The following is a 15,288-nucleotide window of genomic DNA, read 5'->3' on the forward strand; positions in this document are numbered from 1 at the left end:
TTCGCAAAAGAAGCCCGAATCTACCCTTAACTCTGTGTGAAAGTGCAACAGATCCATGAAGCACAATATTGGACCCAGTGACGTTGTCAAAGTTAGGTAGGATCGAATAATTATCATAACTATAATATTTCATATCATACTATTATACGCTAAATTCAATCATAAAGAACAATATAATATATAATAAAGATCGAATAGAGATAATTGTACAGATTCACAATAAAATTTGCCGAAATCGTAACTAAACAATTAAACAAACCAATCAATAAGCGAAGACCCTAATCCTAGTCAACAAGACCTCAAGGGCATGAAAGAGGTCAAGGAAGAAGACTTATATAGGTGGCTAATAGTAAGCTTAAGATTCACCGTAAGATTTGGTACCAAACGCACAAATTCTTCCATTTAGTGTAACCTATTTGGATGAGAGTTTGATTTATAAGGTCTTATGTCCATATAAACATATATGAGTAGTGAAAGATTGATTGACGAGATCTTAAAGAACCCACAGCTTATCTCAGCACTGGCCGATAAAGTTTATGAAAAATTAAAGGACGAGATTGTAATAAGAAAATTAGAGGAAAACACAAAGAGCATTCAAGCCCTACAAGAGGCTATAAAGAGACATGGGGATGCGATAGTTTCACTCCAAGAGGCTGTAAAGTCCTTACAAGAGGAGGTGAAGAGACAAGGTGAAGCCATTGTATCACTCCAGAAGACTGTTGAAAAACAAGGTGAAGCCATTGTATCACTCCAAGAAGAGGTGAAGAGACATGGGGATGCGATAGTTTCACTCCAAGAAGAGGTGAAGAGACAAGGTGAAGCCATTGTATCACTCCAGAAGACTGTTGAAAAACAAGGTGAAGCCATTGTATCACTCCAAGAAGAGGTGAAGAGACATGGGGATGCGATAGTTTCACTCCAAGAGGCTGTAAAGTCCTTACAAGAAGAGGTGAAGAGACAAGGTGAAGCCATTGTATCACTCCAAGAAGAGGTGAAAAAGCATTCTAAAGCTATTCTTAGGCTTGCTAAGAGTCAAAAAAGACTTTCGATTGAGTTGGGTAGTTTCACTTCGAGGGCTGGTAAGGGGTTGGAAAGAGCCATGCTAAAACTTTATAAAAAGTCTTTAGAATTGCACGGTGTAGATCCCAAGAGAGTTAAACATGGCAATATTGTCGATACTGTTGGTATCATAGAGAAGGGTAGGTCCTTTGAGGTTGACTTTTACGAAACTAACGACTACATCTACGTTTTCGAGATAAAGAACTTCTCTGATAAGGACGTTATTGACCAAGTTTTCGTAAGGAAGAAGTTGTTCTCGGTCTTGTATAACAAGCCTCTAAAAGTATTTGTTGTTACTAATTACATAGAGAGGGATGTTAAGGAGAAGCTTGAAAAGGAGGGAGTAGAGATTATTGCCTCCCACGTTATTGACTAATTTTTGTTGTAAATTATGAGGGAGAATGTTAATACTAAAGATTTAAAGAATAGGTCGAATTACTATTTCCATTAAGTTTATAGTCTAGTATTACTATGTAAAAACAATATGAAAATTACGTCTATTGCAATGACCTAATAAAGCATATGGATCCTACAACTAATCATTCAATTTTCTTTTTAATCTAAGCTTATAAGTAACTTATTGATGGATGATGAGGTATAATAATTTTCTGGAAACACTACGGTCTCCCTTAAGTAATACTCTCCAGTTTTACTTCAAGAGAAAATTCAAAATTTCTTGGTATCTTATCTTTTTTAATTTTTGAATAATTTTCTATAGACTCGTCCATAGATTCATTCAATTATTTGCACTTGGAACACTCTTTCTAGTGAAGAAGTGCATGAGGGATTTGAGCAAATACTATGAGAACTCAATAGCGGGATATGAGTTAATGTTTGTTTCTACGTCATATTTATAGTATACTATCCATAGTATACTACATGAGTGAACTAATCTCCGTTAGGTTAAAAAAGGAAATAGTAAAGGAAATTGATGAGATAGTATCTAGAGGGATTTTTCCATCCAGAAATGAAGCGCTAAACTTTCTAATGATACTAAGGTTTAAATGAAGTTAATAAATGGAAAAACGTTGTAAAAAATCTAAGGAGGTTAAATTCCCAACAATTGAAAAAAGCTTGGAAGACTTCCTTTCAGAAAGGGATAGGTATTGAAATATAGGGAAAACTTGATGTAATTTTACTATATGACATCGAATAAGATGACTGCATGAGAACACTCCCCACTCTTTAACTGAGAAATTTGAATCAGAACACAAATGAGTTGGGGGCAACATTTTCATTCATTTGAAACCTAGTTTAAATCCCCTTATATCGCTTTCGCCAAATATTTTAATTGTGTAGTGTTGATATATATTATTATATCCCTATATTGAAACTTGGACCACCTTGTTGACCTTGAGGTAAGTATGGCCTTAATGACGCTGCCAACTGTTCAACTGTCAATGTGTGTAACCATACTTTCCCTGGCCCTTCGATATCTACGAAGAACAGGCCTTCTCCAGAGAATAATATGGACTTTATTCCTCCAACCCGCTGAATGCCATATCTCATACCTTCTTCAAATGCCATTAAATGAGCAGCTTCAACTTGCAACCTCTCTCCGGGGTCAAGGTATCTCTCAATTAAGCCTCCGTAGGCGTGTAGGAATACATTCCCAGTTCCCCTAAACTTGGCCAAAAATATACCTTCTCCTCCCAACCATCCTACACTTAGCTTATTTAAGGTAGCATCATAATTTACACCGTTTTCCGCACATAAGAAAGAATGGGACTCCGCTAAAATTCCATTACCTTGTAGTTGTATTTGGACTATTGGGCCCGGGAAGACACCAGATAAGTATACTTCTCCTGGACCATAAAGTTCAGTTACAAAGAACGATCCGCCAGTTATCTCCCTCTTTAACGCACCGAAAAATCCGCCTCTCATAGTCGTCTTCATTGTTACTGAACTTTGTTTTGCGATCATGTGCCCAGCATCCACGTAAATTGCTTCACCTTCACCTAACATTACTTTTAAGTACTGTAAATCTTTTCCAAGAATTTCATACTGTGGCATGATCTCTACTCATATTAATAGTATATAAATTTTGATGAATCAACGATTTTTATCTCCTATTTTAGAAGTGAATAAACTCTTTAAACTACTTACATATAGTAAGTCTTATTTTTCCCGGTAATACCGAAGATCTTAAAAATTATTACTATAATTCCATTCTCCAGGAGGATTCAGACATCCATTGCGAATTCACTTTATTTCAAAAATTTCTACGAAATTAACTAAATGAAGACAACTAATTAGTAGAGAAACACGATTATCAATACTAACATTTTTACAACGTATTATTTACAAATTACAATTCTCAAAGGAGACTTGAATCGCCCTTTCTCCAAGAGTTTGGGTAAAATCAAGTATTACAGTATTTTGAAAAGATGTGGGAAGAAAGCTGAATGGAAATTTGAAGTTCCTCTTATGTAGTGTTAATCGTAATCACAAGCTGCTTAGTTGGTCTATTGAATTTTTTTCACTCAACAACTATATTATCTTTATTTCAGTTAATGTTAAATGTTTAAGTTGGGTTTGTAAAGAGTCTTAAAACCCGCAAAAATTCAGTAAGTTTAGGAAACAATCATAAACTAAAAACCTATAAGTTACTAAAAATGAAGAATCATTCCAACAGTTCCTTTACCTCTCGAAATGTAGAGGGATTTCCTAAAACTACTAGTTGCTCTCCAATATTTAACTCTGTTTCCTTAGTGAAGAATGGATCTATCCTATTTCCTCTTATTATGGCTAAGGGTACTACGCCATCTGGTAAGTCCTTAATTCTCCTCTTTTTCGTAACGTGGAATATCCCTATAATCATGTCTCCAGATCTTTCTGGAAATATCAAACCTGCTATGTTTGTAGAGACTGCTGCACTTGCAGCTATTCTCCCAATTATATCTTCTCTGGATATTACTAAATCAGCCCCTGCCGTATTAAACAAATCCCTTAACGAGTCATCCCTAATTGCGACAATAACTTGCAATGGTGGATTAAGTTTTTGTAATTTAAGCGTAACCAATAACGCTTCCATATCGTCTTCTAGCATGACTATTGCATTCTTAGCTTCTTTTACACCAGCACTTAGTAGGGTATTATCATCCTTGGGATCCCCTAATATTACGTTATCCCCTTTAATTTTATCTGCAATATCTTTAGACGTGGTCAAAACGATGTAATCTATACTTAATCTATTTAATCTTCTTACGGCACTTAATAATTCACTGCCATTCCCTATTAGAATTGTATGCCCTTTCATATGTTTTCCCCTCCATCTTGCTTTTACATCATTCCATGTGGATCTGCTTATAAGTGTAGCTATTATACTTTGAACAATACTAGTATATAATCCCACGGCTAGAATAATCGTTAACGTTAGTATTATCTTCTCGTTTGAGGGCATTTGATATATATTTGGAGAGTATAGTCCTACAGTAGTTACAACGTTAACACCAGCGTAAATTGCTGAAATCCAATCTAAATGTTGATAAGTTATGAAAACTACAGCATTTATGAGGACTGCAACCCCTAAAAGGATGATTTGAACGTAAATCCTTCTAACAACAGAATACGGTGCGACTAAATTTTCTAAAAGGGGTATTATAATCCTATTCCAAACTCTCTCCTTGTTCATAGCATACTTCCTCTAGCAGAAAGTGATATGCAAGTAGGAAAGATTTTTGAGAAAGAGCGAGAACCACTCTTTTTATGCATAAAACCTCTAAGGTATTCTAAACTAAAAAAATTTTAGGTACTAATCGTTTAAATGTCTAAGCGTAGATAACAAGTTCATTTATTTAAAATTAATTTAAACTCCTCTAGTATCGCCTTAGCTAAACGCATTAATTTTAATGAAATTTTGAAAAAGGATTTTAAAATTACTACATCTTCTCCTCGTTAAAGCTAACCTATCGTTTAATTGAAAATTAACTAATACTTTATATGATTTATACTACATTAACAAAATTGTTGCCCTCATCCTTTGCATTTATGGGTAATTATTACTACGTTCGGACTATTAGGGGTGTTGTGACTATGATTATTCCTTTCTTCACGATAGCTTGAGGAATGGTTTTCACGTATTAATAGTCCTGTTAACACGAGCGGTGTTGAGGAGATTGCGAGTAGGTACTTTAGAAGTAGGGTAGTTTATTTGCACGATGGTTTACCAGTTTACAATGCCTTTGACTGGTTTAATGTTTGGCATAAGAGGGTTACGTTTGGATATAACGCTGAACAAGGATTTAGGACCTTAAAGCTTAGGCTCACCTCAATGACCTTTCCTTTGGAGTTCCAATAGGTTAACCAATTTGCTCAGACCTTCTTCCTAATCTACAACCTTCTTTACTCTCAAGTGTATTTAGTGGATAATGGAGTAATAATAAATAAAATATTTCAAATGAATGAAATTGTTGACTACACTCCTGCATACTTTAAAATATTGAGGAACGAATCAATAAGGTGTGGGGAACATTAGAATGGCGTAGGGTTGCTGAAGTGTCCCCGTACTATCTACATATCCTCGAGTTCTATAAAGGCGGGGGTGAGGAAATCACAGAGGGATAGGTAGGGGGGAATTGGACTGAAGATCAAGCCCGTGGTCTACTACTGGATGAATGGAGCGGAGTGGGTTAATCTCAATAGCTATGAAGTGATGAAGATGAAGGTAAACGCCAAACCTGTGACCCATCCTAAGGGAATCCTTTAGGGTGGGGAAGAAATCAATACAATGATAGACACTGAATACTTCTGTTAATAAGACGTTAATCGACAACATATGAGGCTATAATCTCAACTCCCTCCTTCTCAAGCTTCTCTTTAACTTCCCTTTCTATATAGTTAGTAACTACAAATACTTTTAAAGGTTTGCTGTAAAGTGCTGAGAATAACTTCTTCCTTATGAAAACTTGATCAATAACGCCCTTATCTGAGAAGTTCTTTATCTCGAAGACGTAGATATAATCATCAGTCTCATAGAAGACGACCTCAAATGACCTGCCTTTCTCTATGATACCAACAGTATCAACGATCGTACCGTGTTCAACCCTCTTAGGATCTACACCATGAAGTTCTAAAGCTTTCCTATAAAGTTTTAACATTGTCCTTTCAAACCCTTTACCGGCCCTAGAAGTAAAACTACCTAACTCAACTGAAAACTTCTTTTGACTCCTAACTAGTCTAAGAATGATCCTGGAATGTCTTTCAATTCCTTTTTGGGAGAGAGACTATTGCTTCTCCTTGCTTTTTGACTTCTTGCTGTAATGACGTAATAGCCTCACTGTGCCTCTTAACCTCTTCTTGCAAGGATCTTATTGTCTCTTGTAAAAGCTGAATGCTTTTAGTATTTTCTTCCAATCTCTTTATCACTATTTCATCCTTTAATTTTTCATAAACTTTATCAGCTATTGCAGAAATTAGATGTGGGTTTCTAAGGATTTCATCAACGACCTTCTCACTACTCATATATTTTTGTATATGTAAAAGAGTTTAAAAATCAATCTTTGACAAATGAGTATTACTAGTAGTTTCTTGAAAACAGTGCGTAACATATATACCATTTTTTATACTAGTCATCAGTGAGCTACCCTGCCCTCACGGAAGGGGACTTTCGCCCCCTTAACCCCCATTAAGATAAAAGTATCTTATGAGTAACGAAGAGATAATTGATACTATAATTAAGAGCCCCCAACTAATATCAGCGTTAGCTGAGAAAGTTTATGAAAAACTTAAGGATGAAATAGTGATAAAAAGCTTGAAGAGAACACTCAAGCAATAAAACAATTACAAATAACAGTAGTTGAATCGCAAAAAATATTAATGAACACAATAGGGTTTTAGGAGAATATTCGAAAGCTATACAAGAATTGCAGAAAGCGGTAAATGAGCATTCTGAGGCAATAAGAGGTTTACAGAATGCAGTTATTGAGCATTCGAAAGTAATACAAGAACTAGTTTACGAACATAGGAAGCTCTCGGTAGAAATAGGAGTTTTACTAATAGGGCTGGTAGAAATATGGAGAAGACTATACTAATGCTCTATAAGAAGGCTCTAGAACTACACTACTGTTTCCAGAAATTTGTTATACTTTATAATTCATCAATAAGTTTCTTATAAATAGTGATAACAAGGAATCAATTAATCAAGTTGATAAGCTTTATGTATTCATTAAGGCAAATACAATGGAATTATTTTCAATAATATTTTATAAAATAATACTAGACTATAGACTTACTAGAAGTAGTAACGCTAAACTCCGTTAAATAACTTCTCGTAAGGCTTATCTTAGCTAATCTTATTTCGAATGAAAAGTTTAATATCCTATGAAGTTGGTAGTTGCGACAAATTTTGATGATTCCTTGTTAGAAGGATTAAAGAGGTACCCGGATGTTAAATATATTTTCGGTAGTTTTAAGAGGACTATAACAGGACATGGTAGGGCTGGTTTTATTGTACCCCATATTAAGGAAGAACAATTCGAGACTCATATTAGTTTAGCGCACTCCTATGGTATAAAATTTCTTTACACAATGAATACTAACACGTTATTAGGCAAGGAATATGATACGGAATTTATTGGTAAAGTAATGAAAGAGGTTGACAAGTTAGTAAATTTCGGAGTTGATGGTTTTATAGTTGCATTGCCGTTTCTGATAAGACTTATAAGAACTGAATACCCTGACTTGGAAGTTTCTGCGTCTTCCTTTTCTAGAATTCGGAACGTAAGGGAAGTTGAGGAGTATACGAATTTAGGCGTTAACACTATAATTATGCATGAGGATGCAAATAGGGATTTCAAATTACTGAAAGAAGTGGCTGCATTATCAAGAGCTAATAGATTTGAAATAGAATTAATACTTAATAATTCTTGTCTTTATGGATGTCCATTTAGACTTACACATGATAATATTTCCTCAGTCACTTCAATGGTAAACGGAGTAAATGACGTTTGGTTTGAGTACCCCGTACTGTTATGTGCAACCGATGTTTTAAACGACCCAGCGAATTTGATAAGGAGTAGGTGGATTAGACCAGAGGATATAAAATACTATGAGGAGATAGGGATAAATAGATTTAAAATTGCAGGTAGAAATAAAAAGACGGATTGGATATTAAGAGTAGTAAAAGCTTATGCTGAGAGGAAGTACGAAGGAGATCTCTTAGATCTCGTTAGCTATCCTCAAGGGAGAGCAGCTACTAAGGCAGTTCAGATGGTTAATGGACCTTCATCCTACTTTATACTGACTTCGGTAAGGATAGATAATACTAAGTTCCCTAAGGGATGGATAAAGTTCTTTTTCACTAACGATTGTGATACGAGAAGCTGTAAGGAATGTAAATATTGCGATATCGTAGCTGAAAGAGTAATGACTGTAAATGGAGAACCGTTTAAGAGCAGTGAATGGAGCATAAGGCAACCTTATCCGATCAATATAATACCGAAATTTAAAGAAAGAAAATAATAGTTTTTCCCTTTTAAATAAAAAAGAACAACAATAATTAGTTATCCTCTAAGATTATTTCACTCTTTTTATTAATATTCTTGTTACTCCTCCTTGTTGTTGTATATCTACTATTTGGTTTCCAGTCCTTCTAGCCCAAGCCTCAATATCTGGCTTAGCTGCTGGATCAGTAGCCAATATCTCCAAAACCTCACCAACATTTATTTGTTTAATTGCCTTAGCTGTCTCCAAAACTGGACCAGGGCAATACATACCCCTAGCATCTAACGTTTTCGCAATCCTAACCTCTTGAGACATAATATAGAGTACTTCTTAAGGTTTATAAAACTTGTCATATATGCAATTTTTTCCATTTTATACCTATTATCCCACTACTCAAGCTCTCCTCTGCTTTCTTTAACAAGGGAAAGACAAGTCTAGCGTTTTAACGATAGAAAAGTGTCTTATACGAGACGTTGTCCGATTTGAGCAAAATTAAAAACCATTATAATTACAGCATTTCAGATTACACTATTCTTCATTATATTCAGCCATAAAGAATAATATAATATGTATTAATAAGGGAAAATACAGATAATTGTACAGTTTTGCAATAAAATTTACCATAACAACAAGTAAACACTAGTGCTTTCAGAAAGTTTATAGCTTTAGGCAAAGGATATACCACTAGATCATAGTCTAAGAACTTTTCCAAAATACTAACGTACTCTTTCCCTGGTTGGAATGACTTAAGCCTTAAGTTCTTCAACACATTTCTTCACCTTTTCGTATTCATGACTTCTCATACCATACAGTTTCCCACTGAACAAGACTAGTATTGAGACTAAGTCTTCAACCAATTCTTCTTCCGGTGTCTTGTCCTCTTGGTTTATTACTACTATTTCACAGTTGTGTGATTTGCACACTTCCTCTAGGATTTCGAAGCCGAATCTAACAAGTCTGTCTGGGTAAGCAATAACTACGCGTGATACTTCGTTGTTTAATATCATTCTCAACAACTTCAAGAACCCCTTTCTCTTCATGTTTAACCCGGAACCTATGTCTGTGATAACTTGGTCGTATTCTTTGACTTGTTCCTCTAGGTACTTCACTTGGTTTACTAGATCGTCTTTTTGCGTGGAAGATGATACTCTGGCGTAAAGTACCACCTTTCTCCTTTTCACTATTCCCATTAATTTCTCTACGTCTTCTTCTCTGAATCTCCATTTTCCGCTCTGTAGTATAACTGGTTTTATGTATCCTTTCTTAACGTATTCTCTAAGTGTTGCATAGGATATTCCTAGTCTTTGGCATGCTTCCTTAGGTCTTAGCATTGTATAAGAGTTTGTGGCAAAATAATATAAACTTTACGGTTTATCGGAAACTGTTGGCAAAGGCGTGAGGAAGTCAGATTGGGAATACTATTGAGAACGTATAGGTTATAGCTAATAGTGCCACAAAGAGCATATCCCTCTTTGAGCCTCTCTTACCTAAATCCTTTATTTCCTTAGTGGATTTCAACTTTTCTCCCGGTATTAGATATCTGGTTGACGGCTCTAGTAACGTTATTAGGGTGATTGGATTCTTTAAACTTAACACTATTAGCGAAACTAATGAGATGATCCAACTTATCTGTACGATTCTTTTATTTAGCCTTCTAAACGGTATCTTGTATTCCACGTACAATGCCCCAACAAAGATGTATAGTAACCAGTATATTGAGGGTATGAGGAATAGGAAGTTATGGACGAATAATCCCCATACTATCGATATGGATGCTTCAAACGCAGTACCTATTACGTTTCCCCACATGGTATATTTTGCAAGATATAACGTGAATGTAAGTAACATTAGTGCTAATGGTATTAAAATGTAAATTGATTGCTCATTATACGGAAGGAACACATAGGGAATAATTGGAGGTATCATTAGTAGTATGTCCTTATATCCTATCTTTAGGGACATGACTTTTGGTTGTAAATATTCCATTATTGGTAGAGTATAAATTATTATTGGAGCAAGTATTAATGTTCTCACTAGATTAACAGTAAGGAATGGTATTAGAGCAACTACGTAAGTGAGGACTCCTAAAAAATACAGCGCGTGATTTCTAACCTTACCTCTGTTCATTTAGCCATCACCACTTGTTTAAGTGTTAGTGCGAAAAATGAGAGTATTCCAATTCCTTGTAACGGGGCAGACAATAAAAGGATTGGTATTGACAACCCAAAATCGTACAAAAACCTCATTATTAAGCCGAGGTTTACTAGGACGAAAGGAACATAAGATGGCTTAATACGTACCCTTCTTTCAAAGGCATTAACAAACAAGTCCATCAATACTACATCTACTCCAAATACCGTGTTAAAGAGGAAACCGACTGCCAATGCGTGAATATATACGTCATAATTGAAAATGAATATTGACGCAAGTAAAAGGTATATCCACGCAGTTGTTAGGTGGAGAATTGGATATTTTCTCCCCTTAAATCTGTATAACCCAGAAGCGTGAAACGACAAGATCCAAGCTATAATCATTAAAATACTGCCATTAGGATAAACCCCCATCCCTATGACTAATAATATGAAGGCTAAAACGTTTTCCCAATGTCTAGCTATCTTTATTCCAGTAACAAGCGCTACATCCCTATCCATTACAGCCAAAATCATACTAGCTGGGAATATTAGATTTACATAAGGTATTGCATATCCTAATCCCAGTTGAAGTGCCACTATTGCAGTTGATATCATAATTGAGTAAAACAGTAGCCAGTTGTAAGTTGTAGGTTGTAAGCCTAACCTTGAAGTTCCCAAATATTCTCGTGAATAATAAAGAAGGATTGCCATTCCTAATAAGGTAAAAATAAATCCCAACTGTTGGCTAATGAAAAGAAATGAGATTGAGGCTAAAATTATAGACAATAAATAGATTACTATTAACTTATTATCAGCAGTTTTTCCACTCCATTCGACACTTAGAGCTACCAGTATCTCGTTTCCTATCAAGGCACCGAAGAATCCGTAAATCATTATAAACCAGTGTGCTGGAAATAGGGAGGCTGTAGGATCTAAGAAGAACCCTTGCATGTCCATGAATTCAAATACTGCCGGTATACCTCCAAGTAGTAATAATAGTATTCCAACGATCATTAGTAAAAGTGGTAATCTCATATGCTTTTTCCCTTAAAATAAGGATTTATATGAAGCACCTAAGGTATTAGGTAATTGCGTGGCATTTCCAATCTCTTGGAGGTTCTGCTAATGCTATGTCTTCCAAGATTAGCCTAGCTTGTTCCTCATCTGATAGAGACTCTAAAAACTGATATATACTTCCCTCCTCAGCACCATCATGCTCCAAAAGTACTCTCATGAACTCGCGTATTTTCTCCCTTGCTCCTTCAATCTCATTAGATCTTAATAGCTCCTCTGTTTGTTTTAGTAGTATCCACATACTTCCATGTTCAGTCTCCAAACCTCTTATAATGGCAAGTAAAGATGTGTCTGTAACCCTTTTAAATAGAATTTCCTCTTCCCAATAAATGTGATTTTTATATGCTTTCCATATTACGCCGTAAAGAGAAAGATTGGGATTTGCCAATAATTCATCTATTAAACCCTCAAGTCTTCTGTGGTCTAATGTTAAAACAAGTGATAGCATATTATCACTAATACGAGCACCCTAATTATTATTTATACTGCTTATAGTAAGGTATTATCTCCACTATACCGTTTCTCTTTCCGTCTGGAAGGTAAAGGTTGTAATAGAATCCTATCTCTATGATATCCCCAATTAGAACGTAAAATTTCCTCTTCTCAATATTTTTCTTCTCATCTAATCCCAGTTGAATGTCATCAATCTTGGACACGGTTTTGCTAATTACCTTAGCTAACTCTATGGTTTGATTTACGAACTCCTTCGTTAAGTCTTTCAACATGAGTAGTTCGGGTTCCCAATAGCTTGACCCGTTTATGTAGATTATTCCACTTATTTCACTAACGTATACCATTGGATTGTCTGGAATATCAAAATAAAACATGGAACCGCCAATGGGTAACTCAATCGTCTTAGCTATTCCTAATTTTTTCTTTGCTTCTTCCTCTTCCCTTATCTGCTGAGGGGTTATCATTTTTCTCGCTATGGTTATACTTGTTTACCATCAAAATAAGACATAGCCCTTACATTTTAGTCAAAAAATAACCAAGTCATTAAAAATACCTAAAACATTAGGTGAGTTCTATTTTAGCAGTTTACAATACAATGTAACTTGGTGAGGCAGTGTGGGCATAGATCCTAACTACAGACAAAGTAGACAAGTAGTAGGAGAGCACGAAGGTCATAAGATATATGGACCAGTTGATGAGCCTAAAGTCCTAGGCGTTCATGGTACTATTGTTGGTGTTGACTTTGACGTATGTATTGCGGACGGTTCGTGACGTTGTCCGATTTGAGCAAAATTAAAAACCATTATAATTACAACATCTCAGATTATACTATTCTTCATTATATTCAGCCATAAAAAATAATATAATATATATTAATGAGGGAAAATACAGATAATTGTACAATCTTGCAATAAAATTTGCCATAACAATAAGTAAACACGTAAACGAACCTCGTTAATTAACGAGTACCTTCGTCCTAATCCTCGTCGAAAGAATTTCGAGATCACGATAGAAGTTAAGGAAGAATACCTCCATAACCACTCCCCTTAAGGTTGTAGACGAAGCCTTACCTTCCCTAATCTCAACACCACTACCCTCAACCGGAAGCCTAGCACTACCAACACCCTTAACTAAGACGTCCTTCCTAGAAATCCAAGCCCTATCAGCCATTAACTTAACGTTATCAAATGAAAAGGCTAGATCACTCAAATTAGCCAATCCAACCTTGAAGTCCCTAACGAAATTAGTCCTCCTTTCCACAAGATTACAGACCTTAAACCCGAAGTAGGACTTACCGTGCTTCCTACCCCAACCCTTATACTTCCTAAAGGCTGTGAAGCTCTTGAGCTTGGAAGTAGTATAACCCATGAGGAGAAAAACGTCATTGAACCCCATCTCCTTAAGGTCAAGTGAGATCTTCTCAAGACCGTTTTGAAGACTCCTCTTTCCTGGGTAGGCTTCACGGAAGAATGTGTCAATTATGTGGTAGTCCTCGAACCTATCGTTTTTTCTCTCCCAACTTCAAGTTCAAAGCCCTTTTCCCTATACTCGCTGATCGCCTTGTCCAAAGCCTTGTTTAACTCATCCATCAGTGTTGTTCTCATCGTCTCGCCCTCTTGAATAACTGTTTGTTGTAGTTTCTTGTAGAAGGAGAATACTGTGCTCTTTGGTGGAATTTTCCCGCCCAAGAAGTCCATAAACATCTTACTGTCCCTAATTTCTCCCTCCAAGTTATTCCAAGAGATGTCGAAAATGAGCTTGATTAGGAGGAGTTTGAGGAGTGAGATGACGTTCCACTTAGGCTTCTTGGAGTAAAGGGACTTAAGCTTACTCCTAAACGTTTCTCAAGGGAAGGATTTATCTACCTTGAGCAAGAGGTCCTTTTCAGTTGAAATTGCCTTTACCATAATATTATCTCATCCTAATTTCTTATTAATATTACTCATGAATTGCCATTTTAATCAACTTGGATAACGTCACGATCGAAACGACTAATTGTGAAAATTTCTAGCCTGATTCAATTTTACTAATACTTTTCGAATAAGATGACTGCATGAGAACACTCCCTAATAAAAAGAGTTTATTTTAGCTAACTTATAATATGAAACATAGTTATTTATCATTATAAACTAAACTTTTGGTCTAAGATGACTTTTTAGGCTTTATGACAGTTAAAAAAAACTGGTTAGTACTATATACTTACTTGAGTGAAAATGTGGGTTGAACTAGATTTAAATCCTATACTCGATAAAGATCTTGATTTAAAGAGACAAGTTAAAGAAGAAATACAAAAGGAAAAAATAGATTCGACCATAACTATAGATCTTATACGGTCACTGAATAAAGATATACTTGATGTAAACGCTCTTGGCCTAGAAGATAGAGATTATAATTTATATATATGGTCTCTCATAGATTCATATTTTGTTACTGGAAATAATAAGTCGTATGAGCTAGTTAACGAATTGTTATCAAAGAGAAAAACATTACATTCATCTCTCTTTCAGTTAAAAGTATATGATATTACTAAAGACAAGTCAATCCTTACAAGCGTATCCGATACGATATTTAAATTAGATGAATATTGGGGAGAGGACTTATTGGCCTTAGCTAAATTATCATATATAACGCAAGATCTCAAAATTGTTAAAAGATCTACGGAAATAATGCTAAATAAACTAGAGGAGATAGAGAGACAAGGTGGAATAAAAAGTGAAATAGATGTGGAAATGGGTATGGGAGCACTAAAAGGGCTTTCTTTAATAAATATTAATTATAGTAAATATCCAGACATATTAGAGAAAATTAAATATTATGATGATAAATATTTTGTCCCTATGTTTGAATTCATAGGTAATAAACCTAATATTCCAGAGTACTTGGATTCACTTCAAGTTATTCCAATGCTAGCCTCATCTAAAGAGTTCACTGTGTTTGCTGCTACAAAAGATATAAAGTATTTGAAAGGTACTATAAAATTATATAAATATTATCAAGAGTATTTAAATACTATAGGGATTACTAAAACCTCGTTAAGGCAAAAATTGTGGGGATTGATTGCTCTTAGCAGAATAGTATATTTCATTGAAAAAGGAAAGATTTTAGATTAAAGTACTGTAAACTAATT

16 protein-coding genes and 4 pseudogenes are annotated in these 15,288 nt (G+C 35.2%); 8 read left to right on the forward strand and 12 right to left on the reverse strand.

What is annotated here, in order from left to right:
* Positions 1-463 precede the first annotated feature (463 nt).
* The gene (locus SSOP1_RS08970; RefSeq protein WP_014511697.1) at positions 464-1,435 is read left to right on the forward strand and encodes a coiled-coil domain-containing protein; all 972 of its coding nucleotides are present in this window, start codon (positions 464-466) and stop codon (positions 1,433-1,435) included.
* A gap of 503 nt (positions 1,436-1,938) precedes the next feature.
* The gene (locus SSOP1_RS16485; RefSeq protein WP_009990005.1) at positions 1,939-2,067 is read left to right on the forward strand and encodes a ribbon-helix-helix domain-containing protein; all 129 of its coding nucleotides are present in this window, start codon (positions 1,939-1,941) and stop codon (positions 2,065-2,067) included.
* 306 nt (positions 2,068-2,373) lie between these two features.
* On the opposite strand, the gene SSOP1_RS08975 is transcribed toward SSOP1_RS16485, so the two are convergent.
* Together SSOP1_RS08975 and SSOP1_RS08980 are read right to left on the reverse strand one after the other, a co-directional pair.
* Positions 2,374-3,072, reverse strand: coding sequence for a TIGR00266 family protein (locus tag SSOP1_RS08975; RefSeq protein WP_009990004.1), 699 nt, complete (start codon positions 3,070-3,072; stop codon positions 2,374-2,376).
* Positions 3,073-3,682: 610 nt separating this feature from the next.
* On the reverse strand, positions 3,683-4,693 hold the full coding sequence (locus SSOP1_RS08980; RefSeq protein ID WP_010923573.1) for a potassium channel family protein: 1,011 nt from the start codon (positions 4,691-4,693) through the stop codon (positions 3,683-3,685).
* A gap of 368 nt (positions 4,694-5,061) precedes the next feature.
* Here SSOP1_RS08980 and SSOP1_RS17670 point away from each other — a divergent pair.
* Positions 5,062-5,446 (forward strand): annotated as a pseudogene (locus tag SSOP1_RS17670) (IS6 family transposase); the annotation flags it as partial.
* A gap of 376 nt (positions 5,447-5,822) precedes the next feature.
* Here SSOP1_RS17670 and SSOP1_RS17675 read toward each other — a convergent pair.
* Positions 5,823-6,522 (reverse strand): annotated as a pseudogene (locus tag SSOP1_RS17675) (hypothetical protein).
* A gap of 181 nt (positions 6,523-6,703) precedes the next feature.
* Between SSOP1_RS17675 and SSOP1_RS17850 the strand changes: the two are divergent.
* From SSOP1_RS17850 to SSOP1_RS08995, 3 genes are all read left to right on the forward strand, one after another.
* A complete protein-coding gene (locus SSOP1_RS17850; RefSeq protein ID WP_009989060.1) occupies positions 6,704-6,835 on the forward strand; it encodes a hypothetical protein in 132 nt (43 codons plus the stop codon).
* Positions 6,836-6,923: 88 nt separating this feature from the next.
* Positions 6,924-7,091, forward strand: coding sequence for a hypothetical protein (locus SSOP1_RS17105; protein WP_009989062.1), 168 nt, complete (start codon positions 6,924-6,926; stop codon positions 7,089-7,091).
* 289 nt (positions 7,092-7,380) lie between these two features.
* Entirely contained in the window at positions 7,381-8,520 is a 1,140-nt protein-coding gene (locus SSOP1_RS08995) for a peptidase U32 family protein (RefSeq protein ID WP_009989064.1), read from the forward strand.
* A 54-nt stretch (positions 8,521-8,574) separates the two neighbouring features.
* Here the strand turns inward: SSOP1_RS08995 and SSOP1_RS09000 are convergent, their stop codons facing one another.
* The 7 genes from SSOP1_RS09000 to SSOP1_RS09025 all read right to left on the reverse strand — a co-directional run bounded on the left by SSOP1_RS09000 (position 8,575) and on the right by SSOP1_RS09025 (position 12,625).
* Positions 8,575-8,817, reverse strand: coding sequence for a sulfurtransferase TusA family protein (locus SSOP1_RS09000; RefSeq protein WP_009989065.1), 243 nt, complete (start codon positions 8,815-8,817; stop codon positions 8,575-8,577).
* 229 nt (positions 8,818-9,046) lie between these two features.
* Positions 9,047-9,271: a hypothetical protein gene (locus SSOP1_RS17680; RefSeq protein ID WP_014511699.1), complete on the reverse strand. Its 225-nt coding sequence runs from the start codon at positions 9,269-9,271 to the stop codon at positions 9,047-9,049.
* Positions 9,249-9,833 (reverse strand): IS607 family transposase, encoded by a 585-nt coding sequence (locus SSOP1_RS09005; RefSeq protein WP_009989066.1) that lies wholly within the window; start codon positions 9,831-9,833, stop codon positions 9,249-9,251. The genes SSOP1_RS17680 and SSOP1_RS09005 overlap by 23 nt, the downstream gene beginning before the upstream one ends.
* Before the next feature lie 73 nt (positions 9,834-9,906).
* Entirely contained in the window at positions 9,907-10,629 is a 723-nt protein-coding gene (locus tag SSOP1_RS09010) for a hypothetical protein (protein WP_009989071.1), read from the reverse strand.
* The gene (locus tag SSOP1_RS09015; RefSeq protein ID WP_009989072.1) at positions 10,626-11,669 is read right to left on the reverse strand and encodes a hypothetical protein; all 1,044 of its coding nucleotides are present in this window, start codon (positions 11,667-11,669) and stop codon (positions 10,626-10,628) included. Before SSOP1_RS09015 ends, SSOP1_RS09010 begins: the two co-directional genes overlap by 4 nt.
* Positions 11,670-11,715: 46 nt before the next feature.
* Positions 11,716-12,156, reverse strand: a complete 441-nt coding sequence (locus tag SSOP1_RS09020; RefSeq protein ID WP_009989074.1) for a hemerythrin domain-containing protein — start codon at positions 12,154-12,156, stop codon at positions 11,716-11,718.
* A gap of 28 nt (positions 12,157-12,184) precedes the next feature.
* Positions 12,185-12,625, reverse strand: a complete 441-nt coding sequence (locus SSOP1_RS09025; protein ID WP_009989075.1) for a hypothetical protein — start codon at positions 12,623-12,625, stop codon at positions 12,185-12,187.
* 151 nt (positions 12,626-12,776) lie between these two features.
* Between SSOP1_RS09025 and SSOP1_RS17115 the strand changes: the two are divergent.
* Positions 12,777-12,929: pseudogene (locus SSOP1_RS17115) on the forward strand (4Fe-4S dicluster domain-containing protein); the annotation flags it as partial.
* A gap of 186 nt (positions 12,930-13,115) precedes the next feature.
* Here the strand turns inward: SSOP1_RS17115 and SSOP1_RS09035 are convergent.
* Complete coding sequence (locus SSOP1_RS09035; RefSeq protein WP_010923574.1) at positions 13,116-13,556, reverse strand: hypothetical protein; 441 nt, start codon at positions 13,554-13,556, stop codon at positions 13,116-13,118.
* 83 nt (positions 13,557-13,639) lie between these two features.
* A pseudogene (locus tag SSOP1_RS09040) lies at positions 13,640-13,990 on the reverse strand (transposase); the annotation flags it as partial.
* 384 nt (positions 13,991-14,374) lie between these two features.
* Here SSOP1_RS09040 and SSOP1_RS09045 point away from each other — a divergent pair.
* Positions 14,375-15,271, forward strand: a complete 897-nt coding sequence (locus tag SSOP1_RS09045) for a hypothetical protein (RefSeq protein ID WP_009992539.1) — start codon at positions 14,375-14,377, stop codon at positions 15,269-15,271.
* Positions 15,272-15,288 lie beyond the last annotated feature (17 nt).

Source organism: Saccharolobus solfataricus (assembly GCF_900079115.1).
GTDB lineage: Archaea > Thermoproteota > Thermoprotei_A > Sulfolobales > Sulfolobaceae > Saccharolobus > Saccharolobus solfataricus.

Bases quoted from the DNA above. Each gene is read 5' to 3' on its own strand.
- SSOP1_RS09005 (WP_009989066.1), bottom strand. From the start codon at position 9,833: ATGCTAAGACCTAAGGAAGCATGCCAAAGACTAGGAATATCCTATGCA.
- SSOP1_RS09010 (WP_009989071.1), bottom strand. From the start codon at position 10,629: ATGAACAGAGGTAAGGTTAGAAATCACGCGCTGTATTTTTTAGGAGTC.
- SSOP1_RS08980 (WP_010923573.1), bottom strand. From the start codon at position 4,693: ATGAACAAGGAGAGAGTTTGGAATAGGATTATAATACCCCTTTTAGAA.
- SSOP1_RS09045 (WP_009992539.1), top strand. From the start codon at position 14,375: ATGTGGGTTGAACTAGATTTAAATCCTATACTCGATAAAGATCTTGAT.
- SSOP1_RS09020 (WP_009989074.1), bottom strand. From the start codon at position 12,156: ATGCTATCACTTGTTTTAACATTAGACCACAGAAGACTTGAGGGTTTA.
- SSOP1_RS16485 (WP_009990005.1), top strand. From the start codon at position 1,939: ATGAGTGAACTAATCTCCGTTAGGTTAAAAAAGGAAATAGTAAAGGAA.
- SSOP1_RS09035 (WP_010923574.1), bottom strand. From the start codon at position 13,556: ATGGGGTTCAATGACGTTTTTCTCCTCATGGGTTATACTACTTCCAAG.
- SSOP1_RS08975 (WP_009990004.1), bottom strand. From the start codon at position 3,072: ATGCCACAGTATGAAATTCTTGGAAAAGATTTACAGTACTTAAAAGTA.
- SSOP1_RS08970 (WP_014511697.1), top strand. From the start codon at position 464: ATGAGTAGTGAAAGATTGATTGACGAGATCTTAAAGAACCCACAGCTT.
- SSOP1_RS09000 (WP_009989065.1), bottom strand. From the start codon at position 8,817: ATGTCTCAAGAGGTTAGGATTGCGAAAACGTTAGATGCTAGGGGTATG.
- SSOP1_RS08995 (WP_009989064.1), top strand. From the start codon at position 7,381: ATGAAGTTGGTAGTTGCGACAAATTTTGATGATTCCTTGTTAGAAGGA.
- SSOP1_RS17850 (WP_009989060.1), top strand. From the start codon at position 6,704: ATGAGTAACGAAGAGATAATTGATACTATAATTAAGAGCCCCCAACTA.
- SSOP1_RS09015 (WP_009989072.1), bottom strand. From the start codon at position 11,669: ATGAGATTACCACTTTTACTAATGATCGTTGGAATACTATTATTACTA.
- SSOP1_RS09025 (WP_009989075.1), bottom strand. From the start codon at position 12,625: ATGATAACCCCTCAGCAGATAAGGGAAGAGGAAGAAGCAAAGAAAAAA.